The 16,919-nt window shown below is 53.7% G+C and carries 13 protein-coding genes and 4 tRNA genes; 2 read left to right on the top strand and 15 right to left on the bottom strand.

Annotated features, from left to right (window positions below; genetic code table 11):
- Window positions 1-75 precede the first annotated feature (75 nt).
- The 7 genes from O5O45_RS04715 to O5O45_RS04685 form a co-directional block, all read right to left on the bottom strand.
- Window positions 76-1,461, bottom strand: coding sequence for a DUF1329 domain-containing protein (locus O5O45_RS04715; protein ID WP_305904112.1), 1,386 nt, complete (start codon window positions 1,459-1,461; stop codon window positions 76-78).
- Window positions 1,462-1,695: 234 nt separating this feature from the next.
- The gene (gene pepN / locus O5O45_RS04710) at window positions 1,696-4,356 is read right to left on the bottom strand and encodes an aminopeptidase N (RefSeq protein WP_305904111.1); all 2,661 of its coding nucleotides are present in this window, start codon (window positions 4,354-4,356) and stop codon (window positions 1,696-1,698) included.
- A gap of 44 nt (window positions 4,357-4,400) precedes the next feature.
- Window positions 4,401-5,228 carry a DUF2797 domain-containing protein gene (locus O5O45_RS04705; protein ID WP_305904110.1) on the bottom strand — a complete coding sequence of 276 codons (828 nt, stop codon included), beginning with the start codon at window positions 5,226-5,228 and terminating at the stop codon, window positions 4,401-4,403.
- 86 nt (window positions 5,229-5,314) lie between these two features.
- Window positions 5,315-5,599: a YeaC family protein gene (locus tag O5O45_RS04700; protein WP_305904109.1), complete on the bottom strand. Its 285-nt coding sequence runs from the start codon at window positions 5,597-5,599 to the stop codon at window positions 5,315-5,317.
- A 209-nt stretch (window positions 5,600-5,808) separates the two neighbouring features.
- Window positions 5,809-6,705, bottom strand: a complete 897-nt coding sequence (locus O5O45_RS04695; RefSeq protein WP_305904108.1) for a rhomboid family intramembrane serine protease — start codon at window positions 6,703-6,705, stop codon at window positions 5,809-5,811.
- Between the two features lie 4 nt (window positions 6,706-6,709).
- On the bottom strand, window positions 6,710-7,699 hold the full coding sequence (locus tag O5O45_RS04690) for a metallophosphoesterase (RefSeq protein ID WP_305904107.1): 990 nt from the start codon (window positions 7,697-7,699) through the stop codon (window positions 6,710-6,712).
- A 4-nt stretch (window positions 7,700-7,703) separates the two neighbouring features.
- Complete coding sequence (locus O5O45_RS04685) at window positions 7,704-8,594, bottom strand: NAD(+) kinase (RefSeq protein WP_127969596.1); 891 nt, start codon at window positions 8,592-8,594, stop codon at window positions 7,704-7,706.
- A 170-nt stretch (window positions 8,595-8,764) separates the two neighbouring features.
- Here O5O45_RS04685 and O5O45_RS04680 point away from each other — a divergent pair, with 170 nt between their 5' ends.
- Window positions 8,765-9,685 (top strand): DUF1853 family protein, encoded by a 921-nt coding sequence (locus tag O5O45_RS04680; protein ID WP_305904106.1) that lies wholly within the window; start codon window positions 8,765-8,767, stop codon window positions 9,683-9,685.
- A 9-nt stretch (window positions 9,686-9,694) separates the two neighbouring features.
- Here O5O45_RS04680 and O5O45_RS04675 read toward each other — a convergent pair whose 3' ends face one another.
- The 3 genes from O5O45_RS04675 to O5O45_RS04665 form a co-directional block, all read right to left on the bottom strand.
- Window positions 9,695-10,636 carry a 1-aminocyclopropane-1-carboxylate deaminase/D-cysteine desulfhydrase gene (locus O5O45_RS04675; RefSeq protein WP_305904105.1) on the bottom strand — a complete coding sequence of 314 codons (942 nt, stop codon included), beginning with the start codon at window positions 10,634-10,636 and terminating at the stop codon, window positions 9,695-9,697.
- Between the two features lie 3 nt (window positions 10,637-10,639).
- Window positions 10,640-11,956, bottom strand: coding sequence for a coiled-coil domain-containing protein (locus tag O5O45_RS04670; protein ID WP_305904104.1), 1,317 nt, complete (start codon window positions 11,954-11,956; stop codon window positions 10,640-10,642).
- 368 nt (window positions 11,957-12,324) lie between these two features.
- Window positions 12,325-14,373, bottom strand: a complete 2,049-nt coding sequence (locus O5O45_RS04665; RefSeq protein ID WP_305904103.1) for an NADPH-dependent 2,4-dienoyl-CoA reductase — start codon at window positions 14,371-14,373, stop codon at window positions 12,325-12,327.
- Between the two features lie 206 nt (window positions 14,374-14,579).
- On the opposite strand from O5O45_RS04665, the gene O5O45_RS04660 reads away from it, so the two are divergent.
- A complete protein-coding gene (locus O5O45_RS04660) occupies window positions 14,580-15,635 on the top strand; it encodes an AraC family transcriptional regulator (protein WP_305904102.1) in 1,056 nt (351 codons plus the stop codon).
- 280 nt (window positions 15,636-15,915) lie between these two features.
- Here the strand turns inward: O5O45_RS04660 and O5O45_RS04655 are convergent.
- From O5O45_RS04655 to gloA, 5 genes are all read right to left on the bottom strand, one after another.
- A tRNA-Asp gene (locus O5O45_RS04655) sits at window positions 15,916-15,992 on the bottom strand.
- A gap of 24 nt (window positions 15,993-16,016) precedes the next feature.
- Window positions 16,017-16,092: transfer RNA gene (locus tag O5O45_RS04650), tRNA-Val, on the bottom strand.
- 36 nt (window positions 16,093-16,128) lie between these two features.
- A tRNA-Asp gene (locus O5O45_RS04645) sits at window positions 16,129-16,205 on the bottom strand.
- Window positions 16,206-16,225: 20 nt separating this feature from the next.
- Window positions 16,226-16,301 (bottom strand) — tRNA-Val (locus O5O45_RS04640).
- Window positions 16,302-16,522: 221 nt separating this feature from the next.
- Complete coding sequence (gloA, locus tag O5O45_RS04635) at window positions 16,523-16,903, bottom strand: lactoylglutathione lyase (protein WP_305904101.1); 381 nt, start codon at window positions 16,901-16,903, stop codon at window positions 16,523-16,525.
- Window positions 16,904-16,919: the final 16 nt, after the last annotated feature.

Below are 16,919 nucleotides of genomic sequence, written 5' to 3'. Positions count from 1 at the left end.
CACATCTTCCTTTTGCACATTGCGCCTCACGACGCCCCTTAAAAATTAGCCGCTATCGCACCAACTGCAAGCGCCCTAGCGTATGCCGCGCCGCCGCAGCGACTGCGGACTGAAGTAACGGCGATCTGGAACCTCATTGGTGAACACTCGGGTGGAGCGCTCTTCGCTGTCCAAGCCCTGCACGTGATACCGGCGCGCCTGCAAATCGTAAAAAACGTCCAGCGCCGTCCATGTGGAAGGCAGCTCGTAAAAGTTTTTCAGGAACGCCATACTGACCCGCCACAGCTCGCCGCGGCCGTCGTATTGGTCCACCAAAGCGATATTCCAGCTGTCCTCATCGATATAAAACACGCGTCGGGAGTATATATGCCGCTCGCCCGCCTTGAGCTTGGCCTCAATGACATGCACCCGGTGCTTCTCGAAACGCGTATAGTCAGGATTGATATGAGAAACGCCCAGCACATCCGCATACTTCAAACCGGCCTGGGATATTTGATAGCTGTTGTAGGGAATGTACATTTCCTTCAGCCCCAGATAATTCCAGTCGTATCGATCCGGGGCGCCGTTGTACATATCCGTGTCATCCGCCGTGCGCAGATTATCCGAGGCGGCGATGGGCGAGTCATAAGCCAGATTCGGCGCCCTTCTGACGCGTCTCTGTCCAGCGTTGTAACCCCATGCCTGCCGAGGTTCTTTCACCTGATCCAAGGTTTCATGCACCAATACCGCGCCGCCGGCGAGACGCGCAGGTGAAATGGTGAACGACAGATAGTAGAACAGAATATTCTTCAGATCCTTTTCACTGCCTTCCGGGTTATAAAAGTTCCAGAACACTTCCTGCTGAGAATTGACCAGACTGAATTCACCGTTGCGCTGTACCGCCGTCTCAGATGCGCGACGCGTGACAAAAACGCCGCGCCAGCGCGTTAGGTGGTTCCAGACCGCCTGTAACGCCTTGCGCTCGTTCGAACCATGCAACACAGGGAATGGTATGCCGCCATATGCGCCGGTAACGCCATTTCCGTCTTTAGTCAGATCAGCTTTGACGGCGTTTTCGTAGGTATTTTGATTTACCCAGTCCGGCGCGGAGTGCGAGCGTCGAGTGACATACACCGGGATCTTAAAAGTGGTGGGATAAGTCTTGAACAGCGCCTTTAAACCTTCACTCAGGTACTTCTCGTACTTAGTGAAGTTCTGGGCTGTAATGACTTCTTTGGGTTTATCTTCTTTGAAGGGATCCGGGTGGTGCTGCCCCTCACGCTGATACTCTTTCGGAGGCTGAGTCATTCCCCCTTCCCAACGGGGAATATCCGCGCCATTCCCTTCACGGATTGCGCCAAAAGGGGTGAGCTCCCCCGTTAGTTTTTTGGCTTCAGCGGGACTTACCGCCGCCCCAGCGCAGGCGGCGTATAAGGAAAACAGCAACAAGCTTCCAAGCAGTACTTTTTTATTCTGCATCATAGATACTCTTATTCCTAATCGAAGACAGCTGGATTATTGAACGACTCTTTCGGCGGCCGCAGCGCTCAGCTGAGTGATTGAGCGCCGGACTTAGAGGTCCCCTCCTGCTTTATTCTTATTATGCTCTGCTTCAACAGGGCTTTATTGTTTGTAAAAGCTTAGTTCAGCAAGTAATTTTGTCTATTCCTCCGGGACTTATCGGGCTTTTATCGACATTTTCTCTACAAGTTACGCCTATTTCAGGCTCTTTGACACCACTTCGTACGCATCTCTGGACAGACCTGGATGCGCCATGATTTCCTGCAGCTCTTTCTGCATGAGCGCAGAGCGCTGCGGCTCTAATTTACGCCAGCGAGTCAACGGCGTCAGCAGACGGGAAGCGATCTGCGGATTCAGGCCATCCATTTTTATGATCCACTCGCGCAGGAAGCGATAGCCGGAGCCGTCCGCAGCATGGAAGTGACGCCAGTTCTGGCCGCCAAAGGTTCCAATCACGGAACGAACCTTGTTTGGATTACGCTCAGAAAACAGCTCATGCGCCGTCAACGCCTGGATGCTATCCAGCGCGCCATGATGCTCGCTGGCCGCCTGCACGCTGAACCACTGCTCCATGACCAACTGATCTTTCTTCCACTTACACAGGAAGTCGGCAAGAGCGGATTGCGCCGCCTCAACATCAGGGCCGTTCACCAGAGCAGCCAGAGCGCCGAATTCATCCGTCATAGTCTGCGCCTGCTGCATCTGCAGCTTCGCCAAGGAGACGGACTCTTGCGCGCCGCCCTGAGCAAGCAACATCAAGCAAGCGTTCTTATAAGCGCGCAAGCCCATGGAAACGCTGTCCAATGCATTGCCCGATTGAGCGTGCAGTTGACGGTATTTGCTCAACAACAGTTCCGACAAAGTGGCGCCGAGTCTCTCATGCACACGCTGACGGGCGTTGAGTATAGCGTCGACATGGACCACTTCAGCCTGTTCCGCCAGTAGCGACACGCCGGGCGCCTGCACCATTTTCGCCAGCATGGCGTGATCGCCTTTGTCATCCAGCAATACCTGACGCATAGCGTCGATGTAGCGTTCGTCGATTTCCGCTTGTTCGCCTTTCAACTCAGCATTTATCAACTCATTGAAGACGGAGACAGCCAGTTTCTGTCCCGCGTCCCAACGGTTGAAGCCATCGCTGTCAAAAGACATGAGGAAAGTAAGCTGATTTCTGTCATAGGGATAATTCAGTCGCACTGGCGCAGAGAAACCACGCAACAGCGAAGGCGTCGGTTTTTCCGTTACGCCGGTGAAAACAAAGCTTTGTTCGGACTCTCTAACCTGCAGGACTCGGGTGAGATCGCCATCCGCGCCGGAGGCTTCGCCCTGACCTGCTTTCAGCGTCAAGGACATGTCTTTGCCCGAACTGTCCAGCAGACCAACCGCCAACGGAATCTGGAACGGCTGCTTTTCCTGTTGCCCTGGCGTAGGAGGACAGCTTTGTTTGACGTCGAGACGGTACTCTTTCGTCTCCGCATCATAATGATCCGTCACTGACACCACAGGCGTTCCAGACTGACTGTACCACCGCTTGAACTGAGCAAAGTCTTGCCCGCTGACTTCTTCCATGCAGGCGACAAAATCATCGGTAGTCACTGCCTGGCCATCAAAACGGGAGAAATAGAGATCAGAGCCCTCGCGGAACTTCTCCGCCCCCAGCAGTGTGTGCAGCATGCGAACCACCTCACTGCCCTTCTCGTACACTGTCAGCGTGTAGAAGTTAGAGATTTCCATATAGGAATCCGGACGCACCGGATGCGACATTGGGCCCGCATCCTCAGCGAACTGCATGGTGCGCAGCAAGGCGACGTCTTCGATGCGCTTCACGGCGCGCGAATGCATGTCCGCAGAAAATTCCGCGTCACGGAAAACAGTAAAGCCTTCCTTCAGGCTCAACTGAAACCAGTCGCGACAGGTCACCCGGTTGCCGGACCAGTTGTGGAAGTATTCATGAGCGACAATCGCTTCTATACGCTGAAACGCGCTGTCTGTAGACGTTTCCGGGTTCGCCAGCACGCAGGAGGAGTTGAAGATATTCAACCCTTTGTTTTCCATCGCGCCCATGTTGAAATCGCTGACGGCGACGATATTGAAAATATCCAGATCGTATTCACGACCATATACTTCTTCGTCCCAGGTCATGGAGCGCTTGAGAGAGTCCATGGCGTGGCTGCACTTATTCAGGTCCTGCGGTTCGACATAGATACGCAGTTGCACTTCGCGCCCGCTCATGGTCGTGAAGCTGTCCTCCACCCAGCGCAGATCGCCGGCGACCAGAGCAAACAGATAACAAGGCTTCTTGAAAGGATCTTCCCACTTCACCCAATGACGATCGCCGCTCTCACCAGAAGCGACAGGATTGCCGTTGGACAGCAATACAGGATAGCGCCCCTTCTCCGCTTCAATTGTGGTGGTGAAGGAGGACATGACGTCCGGGCGATCCAGGTAATAGGTAATGCGACGGAAACCTTCCGCCTCGCACTGAGTACAGAACATCGAGCTGGAGCGATACAGCCCTTCCAGGCAGGTGTTTTCCTGCGGCTTGATCCAGGTGACCACGGTCAGCACGAACTGCTTGGGCAAACGCTCCAGTCTCAGCGTCTCGTCGTCCAGCTGATACTCATCCGGGTTCAGCGTGCGCCCGTCCAGCAGCAAACGCTCCAGTTGCAGCTCAACGCCATCAAGCTCCAGAACATCACGAAACGCATCGGCGTCAGGGTTGCGTCTGATGTGCAGCTGAGAAGTGACTCGGGCCCCATCTTCATAAAGCTGGAAGTTCAGGTCCGTGGCGTCGATCAAAAAGTCCGGTTTACGATAATCTTTCAGATAAATAGTGCGAGGTTGACTTTCTTTCATAGTAATTATGCTCAAGTTTTCCGTAGGCGAGCTTCCATATACGCTCAAGCGGCGACTGAAACTTCGTATGACGTAAATTTGCGAATGTTGATGCAGCCGGTATCCAGGATCAGATACTGCCCTTTGATACCGAGTAATGTACCACTAACTTCCGGCTCTTTTTCCGGATTCAGGCTAACCACCTTCTGCGGATACTGCATCACTGGAAAGGCGATGTCGACCACCTCCGCAGACGTCAATATTTCCATGTTATCCGCGCCCTCGGCGCAGCGTAAACCTTCCAGCGCCCCTTCCAGCTCGGCCAGTAAACGATCTCTTTCCGCGACCAGATCCAGCGGCTCAGGATCACCCTTAAGCATTGCGCGCCAATTGGTTCTATCCGTCACCGATTGACGGAAGACCGCTTCCACCAAACCGGACATCCGGCGTGTGGTGACTTCCATGATGGGCAGAGCCTGAGTTGCGCCCTGATCAATCCAACGCGTGGGCGTCTGGGTTTTACGGGTAATGCCGACTTTGACTCCCGATGAGTTAGCCAGATACACCACATGCGGAACCATACAGTGGGTTTCTCCCCACTCAGGCTCCCGACAGGTTCCGGCGAAAAAATGGCACTTTTCCGGGCTCATAATGCAACTGTCGCAACGCGCCAGTTTTTTGAAGCAGGGAAAACAGAACCCCTGACTGAAGCTCTTTTTGGTCGAGCGGCCGCAATGACTGCAGACAATCTTACCGCTGAATTTAATCTGAAGTGATTTGCCGAGCAGAGGATTCAACTCCACCCGTTCGTCGCCAACCACCAGGCTGTAGTTGACGGGGTTACCGAGCTGGCTGAACATTTTCTCCAGACAGCCTTGAGCTACTTCCCTCAAGTGAGTCCCCTTGGTTCTAAATTCATCTCTCGATTATTGTTATTGTCGAAACGCGCGCTCCCGTCGCAACGAAAGCGAAGCTTCGATCAATGCTTGGAAACGCCGCTTTCGGGCGTCCATACGCCAGAGGAGGATTCAGCCGCTGCCGCCTTCAAAGCGCAAGGCGTCGGCCGATCTCTTTCTATATACCCCACTCGTTGCTCTTCAGGCACATTGTGGGAAATTTCGTAGGTGATGAGCGCCTCCATGCAGAGTTCTTTCTGTTCCATTGATAATTTTTTGCCGTCCGGCCACTTCCCCAACTCCAAGGCTGTCTTCATGGCCTCATAGATCTCCGGAGTCAGGTTTTTTACTGCATTTTCAAAGGACATAAGGGGTCTCCAGCACAATGTTGCGGACTATAACATAAGGGCGATCCGACATTTCAATAAAATTCTGGTGAAAAAGTGTTGACTTACAAATGATAATCATTATCATTTGCATTGTGTGTTTGATCCCACACAGCTCTCATCAGAGTATTCACAGCTACTTGGGGGATGCGCATCAACGGAGGCTGGATAAATCAGCTCTGCAACTTGGTTTATCCGTTATGCTCCGTTGATGCCTTCCCCATCTTTTTCCCACTTGTTTTTAGCCACAACGCCATTAACATCAAGCCAAACCAAAAGCCGACGAAGTGAGCGGTATTGGCGAACGACACGCCAAATTGATCAGTGACGCCCAACATACCCGCCAACATCCACACAATACTGAAAATCACCATCGCGGAAGGCGCCCATATCCGCATACCCGGCGCTAACGCCCAACCCGCCGCATGCGCGCCAACCAGAGCGTAGGCGACGCCTGAGAAACCGCCGAACGCCGGCCCCGCCACCAGATATTGAGCAAGGTTACTGAATACGGCCGACCCCAAAATGAACGCTATAAATCCACCACGACTGAACAAGGCTTCCAGAGTGCGCCCAAATATCCACAGCGCAAGGGAGTTAAACAACCAGTGCGCCAGCCCCCAATGCAACCAAGCGGGCGAGATTAGACGCCACCACTCGCCCTGCTGCAACGTAATCAATAAGGATTGCACACGAGTAGACAAGTCCCCATAAGGCAACTGGAAACGATCGATAATAAAGAAATAACGACTGCTCTGAAAGTCGCCAAAGCCGGTGTACAAGGCCGCCGCCAGCAACGTCAGCAGTAACCATGCGATACAGGGGAAAGGCTTTAACTGCATCGACAAACTGTTGCCTTTAGGCTGCGATTGCGCACTTACAGCATCATCCAGCCGCTCGCGAACGCCAGGATCTTCTTTGAAGCGCTGATAGCAGTCCAGCACGACAGACTTGGCGGCGGGATCATTCACCCATATTTCCTGCCGCCCCTCATTTTCGGTCACCCATATTGCAACGCCTCTGCTGCGCAGATAGCGATATAGAGATTCAATGTCCTCTTCGATAGGGATATCGCAAACCTTTTCCATATGCTCAACGCCCAGCGGCGTCCCCCGCGTCTCGCATTACATCAACCCAGACAAAATTGTCCGCCGTCAGCTTGCGATCTCCCGCTTCGAGTCGGTAGGCCACCAGCTTGCCGTACTTCACTGCACTGTAATCCAGGCAGGCGATATTGGGACGAATAGGACGCGGCGCGCCCTGCAGCCAGTAATGACCGACGAATAAGGGCGGCTCTTCCAGGCCGTAAAACAACAGCATGCGCCGCTCCCGCTCCGACAAGCGCCTTTCCGCCACTTCGTCGGGCAAAGCGTCTGGCTGAAACACAATGTCGCCATAGGTTTCAGGCTCCGCTTTCCAGAATTTGGTGCGAAAAGCAGTGCGAACGAAGCCGTCGCTGCTGTGAATGGACATGCCATCCGGGAGTTTCATATCCGTGCCGCGCAACAACCTGTCCATGACATGGCCGGCAAAACTGTCGCGCACGGTCGATGCGTGCAGAAAATCTTCCGTAATAAGGCCATCGGGGTGATGCTCCAGAAACTGAGATATCAATTCATGGTCCCAGCATGCGTGCACAACCCGGAAACTCTGGTCGTCAATCACCAGCGGCAGCGTCATGAACCATTCAAGGAACTCATTCCATTCATGTCCGTAATTAGCGAACTGATCCAGTGTTTCCCGAATCAAGCGTTCATGGCGAGGCGTATGTTCGCGCAGGTAAGTGTGGGCGCTGCCTGGGCGCGCCCGAGTGCAATAACCCAGGGCATTGTATTCATGATTCCCCATGACAATGCGCGCGCTGCCGTGCTCCACCATATCCCGCACAATATGCAACGCCTCGCGGATACGGGGACCGCGGTCGACGATATCGCCAACGTAAATCGCCTGACGATGCTTATGACTGTATACGCCGTTGATTTTCCGGTAGTCGAGCTTCTCCAGCAATGCCTCAAGGGTTCTGGCGCATCCATGGACGTCGCCGATGAAGTCAAAGCCTCGGTACTTCTGGCTCTCGGACATTAGACTACTGCCCTCCCTGATCTCGACTGCTCGACCAGCCCAGTTTATCCCGGCAGATCTGATAGAAATTATGGTTCATGGGGTGAATCAGACGCAGCTTCTGCGGCTTCTTGCAAATCGTGACCGTATCGCCCGGCGCGCAGGTGACGTGGGTCTGCCCATCGCAACTGACATGGGGATAGGTTTCGTTGTAGTCGCCGATAATGATCTTAATTTCGCTGTTGCCGTCCACCACAATCGGACGGCTGCTCAGGGTATGGGGAAACATGGGCACCAGAACAATGGCGTCCAGACGCGGGTGCATGATCGGGCCGCCCGCGGATAACGCATACGCCGTAGAGCCGGTCGGCGTGGAAACAATCAGTCCGTCGGAACGCTGACTGTTGACGAACTGCCCTTCGATATAAAGGTCGAAGCCGATCATCCGGGTAGATTTACCAGGGTGCAGCACGATATCATTCAGGCCGCACCCATAGCCCACGGGCTCGCCATTACGTTTGACGTAGGCGTCCAACAGAAAGCGGGACTCTTCGACATACTTTCCGGACAGCACCTCCGCCAGCTGGGGCTCCATTTCTGTTGGCGTAATATCAGTGAGAAAGCCCAACCTGCCGCGATTGACGCCGAGCACCGGCACATTGCACCCCGCCAGCGCCCGCGCTGCGCCCAGCAAACTGCCGTCGCCGCCGACCACAATCACCAAGTCACAGATCTCGCCTAGCATTTTCTTGCTGGACACCTGCACGTTATGCCCTGGCAACACCGCTGCGGTAGCTTCTTCCAGGATCACTGCGTAACCTTCGCCGACCAGATAGTTTTTGAGCCGCTTCAGCGTCTCCACCACCTGCACACTGCCCATCCGGCCCAGCAAACCGATATTACGAAACTGTTCCATACATGCCCTTAATCAAGCGTTTTTGTTATGTTACCCAAACTGCCCCGGCTTGTATGCGCCCCGTGGGCGGTTTTTGTCTTTTTCCTCACCCTCGCGCCCCGCTGCAGCCCAATCTGTGACTGCGCCCATCGACCAAAGCGCCGGCCAGGGTACTAACGGAAGTTTAATTTGTGAAGCGAACGCCACAACAACTGCTCAGAGACTTACAGTGGACTTGTAACAGCCCGGAACTGGCCGCCATTCCTGACATGGCGCCAACACAGTTCGATCGCCAAGCGCCCATAGCGCTGAGCGATACCGACCAGACGCTCACCATGGATCTGGTAAGTATGGAGAAAGGCTTAAAAAGCCGTTTTCTGGGCCCTTACTTTGAATCGCTTTGGCGCTTCGGCGTTGATCGGCTCAGCGCTTGGCGTGTGATTGCGCATAGCTTGCAAGTGAAAGACAGAAAAAAGACTTACGGCGAGTTTGATTTTATCCTGCAGGCCCCGGACGGCCATTATGTACATCAGGAAGTCGCCATCAAATACTATCTCGGCTTACCAACACCCTCGGCGAAAGGCGGAGACATACACTGGTTCGGCCCCAACTACCTGGACCGGCTGGACCTTAAGCTGAACAAGCTGCTCACCAGCCAGATTCTACTCTCGGAAACGCCCGAAGCCAGACAAGCGCTTGCGCATCTGGGCGTTCACGAAGTCGGTCGTCAGATCGTTATGAAAGGCTATCTGTTCTATCCACTGCTTGACCCTGGCAACGTCGGCGCATCGCCACTCGCCTCCCCCGACCACCTGCGCGGCGGCTGGCTACCCGTCAGCGCCCTGCCCCAATTGGAGGGAACAGCCACACACTGGATACTCACGCCTAAATCACACTGGCTATCGCCCCTTTCAATACATCCCGACGATCAGGCCCCAGTTATGAGCTGGGAAAAGTTATTTGGGGAATTGAACTCTACAGAAAGGAGCGGCCGTCCACAGATGTTAATCGCATTGGCGGAGTCGCCGGCGGGCGGATGGCTGGAAACAGCCCGATATTTCGTCGTTAGCGACGACTGGGCGGAATCAGCAAGAGCAACACTGAACAACTAGCAGAAGGGATCAAAGTTGCTCAACAAAACCCCGCGCGCCCTGCATACCGCCAGTGTGCACAAGCACAACGTCCGAGCCTTTAGGAGCCTCGCCGCGGCGCAACCAGTCCAGCGCCGCATACGCCATTTTTCCTGTGTAGACGGGCTCCAAACCAACGCCAGTATGATCGGCAAATGCCTGAATGAAGGCCATCAGCTCCGTGTTTGTCTTCGCGTATCCACCAAACTCATAGCCGGACAGGAAACGAAAACCCGTTCCTGGTCGTCGATCATTCAGAGTCAGCAACTCATCGATCTTTTCTGCAATAGAGTCGCCGGCTCGCAATACAGGCACGCCAACTACCTCATGATGAGAGTCAGCAGCGACGAACCCCGCCATCGTGCCGCCGGTGCCGCAAGGCAAGAATACTGACGCAGGCGCCGAGGGAAAACGAGAATAGATTTGCTGCGCCCACTCAGACACGCCTTTCAACGCCAGCGCGTTGCTGCCGCCTTCGGGGATAACCATCAGCTTTTGCGTATCGATAAGCTCTGACAGCCCCCAGTCCGCAATGCTTTCCTCCACCCAAGCAGGGTCATCTTTGCGGCGATACGCCTGATTACTGACAAACAACAAACGCATCCCCCACTTTTGGGCATCCTGCAAAGTTGACGTCAGCTCACGCCGCCAGGCGCCGCGCACAACGCCAAAGGTGGGAATATTCAGCATACGACCCGCCGCGGCGAGCGCATGCAAGTGATTGGAGTAAGCGCCGCCGAAGCTCAGCAATCCCGATGCTTGATTTCGTTCCGCTTCCAACAGGCTGTATTTAAGCTTGAACCACTTGTTGCCTGACACAAGCTCATGAACCAAATCGCCCCGCGCCATCCATAGGCGAACGCCGGCGCGCTCAGCCACGGGATGGCTGAGCGGTTGAATCACGCAATCGGGTTGATACAACAGAGAGGACACGAACTATTCTTGATGCTTCTCGCAACGGTTGCTTTCGCCTGCAACGAATTCCGCCGGTACGGTCACGCGAGGGACGCTCTCGCCACACAACCCCTTGCCAGGAATTTCGTGTTCGCATACCGCGTTTTCGTAATGGTCCAGCCACTCTTTGTAGTGCCGCTCCGTTACAAAACAACGCTCCGCCGCATAGGCGATAGGATTCTGTACGTAGCGCAAAACATCTTTCGCCGGGATAGTGATATGACCCGCGCCGGGATGATAAACGACAAAGACCACATCCAGCTCGGAAAGCTTATTGAGAATATCTCCGCCGCCATCCTCAGATTCATCCTTTAGCGTTTGAATCTCCTGGCGCAACTGCTCCTCACGCTCGTCGCGGTAGACCAATTCCGCCTCGCGACGCTGCAATTGCTCTTTCACAATCGTCAGTTCGCTTTCCAGGCGCTGGCGCAGACGTTCCGCCTCCTCACCCCCATCTCCTTTGCTGAGTTCTTTCTCCAGCATGGATTGGCGTTTCTTGAACTGAACCATTTCCTCTTGCAGAGACAGGTATTGATCGCTGCGCTTCTGCAGTTTGATTTTGGTCTGATCGTAAAGCACCTTGGTGTGCTGGAGACTTTGCTCCATGTCCTGGACCTTAGTCTTCAGCGCCTGCATCTCCAATCGGTGTTGACGCCTGAGCTCTTCAATTTCCGCTTCGTGCTGACTATTCAACGTTTTGATGCGCAGGCGTTGCGCTTTCAGCAAGCGCGCCAGTTTCGTGCGATGAATACGCTCCTGCTCCTCCAGCGCAGACGCGGACGCCGCTGGCTGCGGCGCGGCCTCAGTGGGTGTCAGGACAGGAATATCCTCATCCCCCTCAACCACTTCACCAACCACTTCGAAGCCCAGACGATTCTCTTGCAGGGACTTTTTTATCACCTGAAAGTCGTTGCCGCCAGGCTTCATGTCCGGATCCCACAAATCCCGCTGATGCCATGAAATTGCGCACTGACTGCGACAGGCAAGCCGTATCGGACCTGCGCCGAGATCAGGACCGGAACCGGAAATTTTCGCCAACCGCTTCAGCGGCACGTTCCATTCCGAATCCGCGACGCCTTCCTCGTCGAAATAGACCGTAAAAAATACCAGCGCTCGAGGTATCAACTGTTTGTTCAGCTCTGCATAAACCGCCGTTATTTCCGTATCAGCCAGATCATTCAGAGCAACCACGCCGTCCAATATGGCCTCAAATTCCGAATAGCGCATTTGCCGCGCTACATACTGATCCTCCAGAAAGAGAACCGCTTCGTAAATATCATCTTTTTGAGGTTTGGGCATGCCAATGTCCTAGATAATAAGCCCTTCTTTCTTTGCTTGTTGTTTAAGCTGCGTTGTCCAGAAGCCCATTGTCGATGTTGTTATTTTTTGTAAGCGCAACAAAATAACAGAAAATTGTTTCGTTAGCGCTTACCAAGCGTTTAAACACCGATATTTTTTGTTCCCGGGCCATATAAAACGGCTCCGGCGCACCCGTTGATTATTAATGAAGCTGATGAAAACTTAGCACGCAACCTTGGAAATGTCAGTCGGACAGATCGCGTGAAGTTAGGGAAAGGGCGCACAAACCAGGCCAATCGACCTGGTTTGTGCAAAAAAAGAAAGGCTGTACTGGACTCAGCGCACAGACTGAGTCCAGTAGAGGGAAATCAGATTTCTGCGGCCAGTCGACTGCCCTGATTAATCGCGCGTTTAGCGTCCAGCTCCGCCGCCACATCCGCGCCGCCAATCAGATGCACCGACACACCCGCCGCCTCAAGCGGCTGCTGCAGCTCACGCAGAGGATCTTGGCCTGCGCAAATAATCACGTTGTCCACCGGCAACAACTTGGCCTCGCCGTTAATATTCACATGGAAGCCGGCATCATCAATTTTGACGTACTCGCAGCCGGCGACCATCCGAACCTGCTTATTCTTCAGTGAAGCGCGATGAATCCAGCCAGTCGTTTTGCCAAGATTCTTACCCGGCTTGGAGGTTTTGCGTTGCAACAGATAAACCTCTCTGGGAGAGGGCTCAATATGCGCTTCAACGCCCTGAACGCCACCACGATGCTCTACCGCCAAGTCCACGCCCCACTCTTTCATGAACGCGGAAACGTCCAGGCTGGGCGACTTGCCTTCATGCGTAATAAATTCACTAACGTCAAAACCGATGCCGCCAGCGCCGACAACGGCGACCTTTTTCCCTATCGGCTTACGCCCCAGCAACGCATCCAGATATCCCATCACTTTAGGATGATCAATCCCTTCTATTTCGGGCATGCGCGGAGAAACGCCCGTGGCGAGAATCACCTCGTCGTAACCGCCAGCCTTCAAGTCTTCAGCGCTCACACGGGTATTCAGGCGCACATCAACATTATGTTTTTTCAGCATACGGTCGAAGTAACGCAAGGTTTCATAAAACTCTTCTTTACCCGGAATCAGTTTGGCGACATTGAACTGGCCGCCAATCTTATCCGCGCCGTCAAACAGTGTTACATCATGACCTCTTTCGGCGGCCACTGTTGCAAAGGCCAAACCGGCAGGCCCTGCGCCAACAACCGCTAATTTTTTCTTCGCATTGGTTTTCACGTAAACCAGTTCGGTTTCATGACAGGCGCGAGGATTCACCAAACAGGAAGTCAACTTCATCTGGAATGTATGATCGAGACAGGCTTGGTTGCAGGCGATACAGGTATTGATTTCATCCGCACGATCTTCCGACGCCTTCACGACAAAATCCGCATCCGCCAGGAAAGGACGGGCCATGGAAATCATATCCGCATCGCCATCCGCCAGCACTTTTTCCGCCACATCCGGCATATTGATGCGGTTAGTGGTCACCAATGGAATAGTGACGTCTTTCTTCAGCTTCGCCGTTACCTTGGTGAACGCCGCTCGCGGCACCATTGTCGCGATCGTGGGAACGCGCGCTTCATGCCAGCCGATACCGGTATTGATGATGGTGGCGCCCGCCTCTTCGATCTTCTTGGCCAGTAACACCACCTCTTCCCAGTTACTGCCGTCGTCAATCAGATCAAGCATGGAAAGACGATAAATGATAATGAAGTTCGGGCCGACTCTTTCACGCACACGGCGCACCACCTCGATCGGCATGCGAATCCGGCTCTCGTAATCACCGCCCCACTTGTCGGTCCGCTTGTTGGTGTGACTCACGATGAACTGGTTGATGAAATAACCTTCCGAACCCATGATTTCAACGCCATCATAGCCCGCCCGCTGCGCTAGAGCCGCGCAGTCAGCGTAGGCGTCTATTTGCTCATCCACCTCTTCAGTGGATAGTTCACGCGGCTTGAACATATTGATAGGCGCTTGAATGGCGGAAGGCGCCACCAGCTTGGGATGATAGGCGTAACGCCCCGCATGCAGAATCTGCATACAGATCTTGCCGCCCGCTTCATGCACAGCCTGAGTGATAATCTTGTGCTTTTCCGCATCCGCCTCGGAATCCATCTTGGAAGCGCCTTGAGCGACCGCACCCTCTGGATTCGGAGCGATACCGCCGGTTACGATGAGCCCCACCCCGCCTCTCGCACGCTCAGCGTAAAACGCCGCCATGCGCTGAAAGCCATTCGGCGACTCCTCCAACCCTGTGTGCATGGAGCCCATTAGAGTCCGGTTGGCGAGGGTGGTGAAGCCCAAGTCCAAAGGGGCCAACAGATGCGGGTACTTGCTCGCGCCAGATGAGTTCTGTTGCATGAAACACTCCTGAATATTCACTTTAATGGGCGAAATGCCAGTAACTGAACGGCTTCCGCCTCGATTTATACGCAGCAATCATAGCTACGGGATATGCCGTATAAATTAGCCCTGCCACGTAAAACAGCCAATACCCTTGGATAACATTTTTTTATCTATAAAATACACCCACTCACCACCTTAAACACTGCCAGGGGAAGAGCCGTATGCAGCTCGGCGACATATCCGTCAATTTCGTAGAATTAATGCGCGAAGCCTGTCACCGGCTTAACGTTGACCCAATGCCGGTCCTCAACGAATACGGCGTTACGACGGAGACTCTCGCCTCCCCCAAGGCGCGAATCAGCATATCCCGCTTCATGCGCATCGGGCAGGCCCTGATCAGCACCGCCAACCAGCCCGCACTGGGATTATTCATGGGGCAAGCGCTGCGCATCACCCATATGGGCCTTTCCGGCTATGCAGCCATGACCAGCTCCAATCTTGAGCGGGCGATCCGGCTATGGATTCACTATGAAAGCCTGAGCAGCGTCAACAAACGCGGCAGCAGCCGGTTTTATCTGACAGAAGAAAGTGGCGTCGCCCAGTTTTATTCCATCAGCCCTTATAACGAGTTCAACTATTTCGTGGTGGATTGCCTGCTCAGCGGATGGAGCGCGCTGGCGCACTGGATTACCGGACAGGAGCGGCTACTGAAAGAAGTGGAAATCGAATTTGAGGCGCCGCCTTACGCTCAACATTATCAACTGGCTTTCAATTGTCCCGTTAAGTTCGGTCGCTCTCGTAACGCACTGATTTTTCGTAAAGAAGCGCTAACTCTCCCTTCTATTTACGCCAATCCGGCTACACATAGCGAAATCGTCAGCATCTGCAACCGGGAGCTCACCACCCTGGTTGGAGCCACCAGTCTGACTGAACGGGTCAAGCAGATTATCACCCCCATGCTGCAAGGACGCGAAGTGGGGCTCACTGAAACAGCAAGACAGCTGGGTCTATCGGAGTGGACACTACAAAGGCGATTAAAAAAGGAAGGCGTTCAATTTCAACAAGTTCTGGACGAGACTCGCAAACAGGTCGCGGCTACCTACCTCAAAGCCACAGACTTAACGATTGGCGAGATCGCTTACCTACTGGGCTTTTCTTCACCTGCAGCATTTCATCGGGCCTTTAAGAGGTGGTTTGGCGTCAATCCGAAGCCGTTCAAGGACCAGCACACTTCTGGCCGGGTGGACGGGGATACAGCGACAGGCGAAAATACTTGAGCGAGACAAGAAGAAACTGAATTAAAGCTCTACAGCGTCATCGACGAATTCGTCGTCATCAAACTCTTCATAATCAACATCAATGAGATCATCAATATATTCTTGCACAGGTACGGCTCCTTGCTAATGGTTATTGTCCAGGCTATCAAACTGCCATGTCAGAAAAATGACAAAGAAAGGCTATAAAATAATGCAGGGAGGAAAATAAATTAGTGATTGGAATCAGAAAATTATGAGTAGAAATTAAAATAAGAAGTGCGTAAGAGGAGGGGATAAGAGTTGGCGGAGCGGACGGGACTCGAACCCGCGACCCCCGGCGTGACAGGCCGGTATTCTAACCGACTGAACTACCGCTCCGCGAAAATCCATCTTTGGGGAAGATGGTGGGTGGTGCAGGGATCGAACCTGCGACCCTCGCCTTGTAAGGGCGATGCTCTCCCAGCTGAGCTAACCACCCAGTTCCAGATGAACTGGCTCTTGACTTACTAGAAATTGGCGGAGCGGACGGGACTCGAACCCGCGACCCCCGGCGTGACAGGCCGGTATTCTAACCAACTGAACTACCGCTCCGCGATCTCTATTTCAGAATTTGGTGGGTGGTGCAGGGATCGAACCTGCGACCCTCGCCTTGTAAGGGCGATGCTCTCCCAGCTGAGCTAACCACCCCCACGTCACTCTGAATCAAGAGGCGCTTCCGAATCAACCCCGCGAACCGCTTGGCTGCCCCGTGAAGACGATGCGCATAGTACTGATCGCCCCATGGTGTGTCAAGCGCAATGTTTAAAAAAGTTTTCGCAATGGCTATTTCGCTGAAATGTCGATCAAAAGCGCCAAATCGCGGCGCTTATTCTATAGAGAAATAAAAGCCCCATTAGCCAGAAGAGAAGTTAGCGCTGGATCAGCTCAATCATATAACCATCAGGATCTTTGACGAACGCAATCACTGTGGTTCCATGCTTCATGGGGCCCGCCTCCCGAACCACTTGCCCGCCTTTTTCACGAATAGCGTCACAGGCTTGATAAGCGTCTTCTACTTCAATGGCGAGATGACCAAACCCGGAACCCAACTCATATGCAGCAGTGTCCCAGTTGTGAGTCAGTTCAATAACGGCGCTTTCCGACTCGTCTCCGTAGCCGACGAACGCCAATGTGAAACGGCCTTCCGGATAGTCTTTGCGCCGCAACAGACGCATACCCAACACTTCAGTGTAAAAACTGATGGAACGATCCAGGTCGCCAACCCGGATCATCGTATGTAATAGCCTCATGATTTTTCTCCTAACA

It is taken from the genome of Hahella sp. HNIBRBA332, assembly GCF_030719035.1.
Classification (GTDB): domain Bacteria; phylum Pseudomonadota; class Gammaproteobacteria; order Pseudomonadales; family Oleiphilaceae; genus Hahella.
The sequence above is the reverse complement of the archived record's forward strand: the minus strand, read 5'-3'. Positions and strand labels throughout refer to the sequence as shown.

Coding starts and splice junctions, on each gene's coding strand:
- O5O45_RS04715 (WP_305904112.1), bottom strand. CDS start 1,461: ATGATGCAGAATAAAAAAGTACTGCTTGGAAGCTTGTTGCTGTTTTCC.
- O5O45_RS04665 (WP_305904103.1), bottom strand. CDS start 14,373: ATGCAACAGAACTCATCTGGCGCGAGCAAGTACCCGCATCTGTTGGCC.
- O5O45_RS04690 (WP_305904107.1), bottom strand. CDS start 7,699: ATGTCCGAGAGCCAGAAGTACCGAGGCTTTGACTTCATCGGCGACGTC.
- O5O45_RS04685 (WP_127969596.1), bottom strand. CDS start 8,594: ATGGAACAGTTTCGTAATATCGGTTTGCTGGGCCGGATGGGCAGTGTG.
- O5O45_RS04670 (WP_305904104.1), bottom strand. CDS start 11,956: ATGCCCAAACCTCAAAAAGATGATATTTACGAAGCGGTTCTCTTTCTG.
- gloA (WP_305904101.1), bottom strand. CDS start 16,903: ATGAGGCTATTACATACGATGATCCGGGTTGGCGACCTGGATCGTTCC.
- O5O45_RS04700 (WP_305904109.1), bottom strand. CDS start 5,599: ATGTCCTTTGAAAATGCAGTAAAAAACCTGACTCCGGAGATCTATGAG.
- pepN (WP_305904111.1), bottom strand. CDS start 4,356: ATGAAAGAAAGTCAACCTCGCACTATTTATCTGAAAGATTATCGTAAA.
- O5O45_RS04695 (WP_305904108.1), bottom strand. CDS start 6,705: ATGGAAAAGGTTTGCGATATCCCTATCGAAGAGGACATTGAATCTCTA.
- O5O45_RS04660 (WP_305904102.1), top strand. CDS start 14,580: ATGCAGCTCGGCGACATATCCGTCAATTTCGTAGAATTAATGCGCGAA.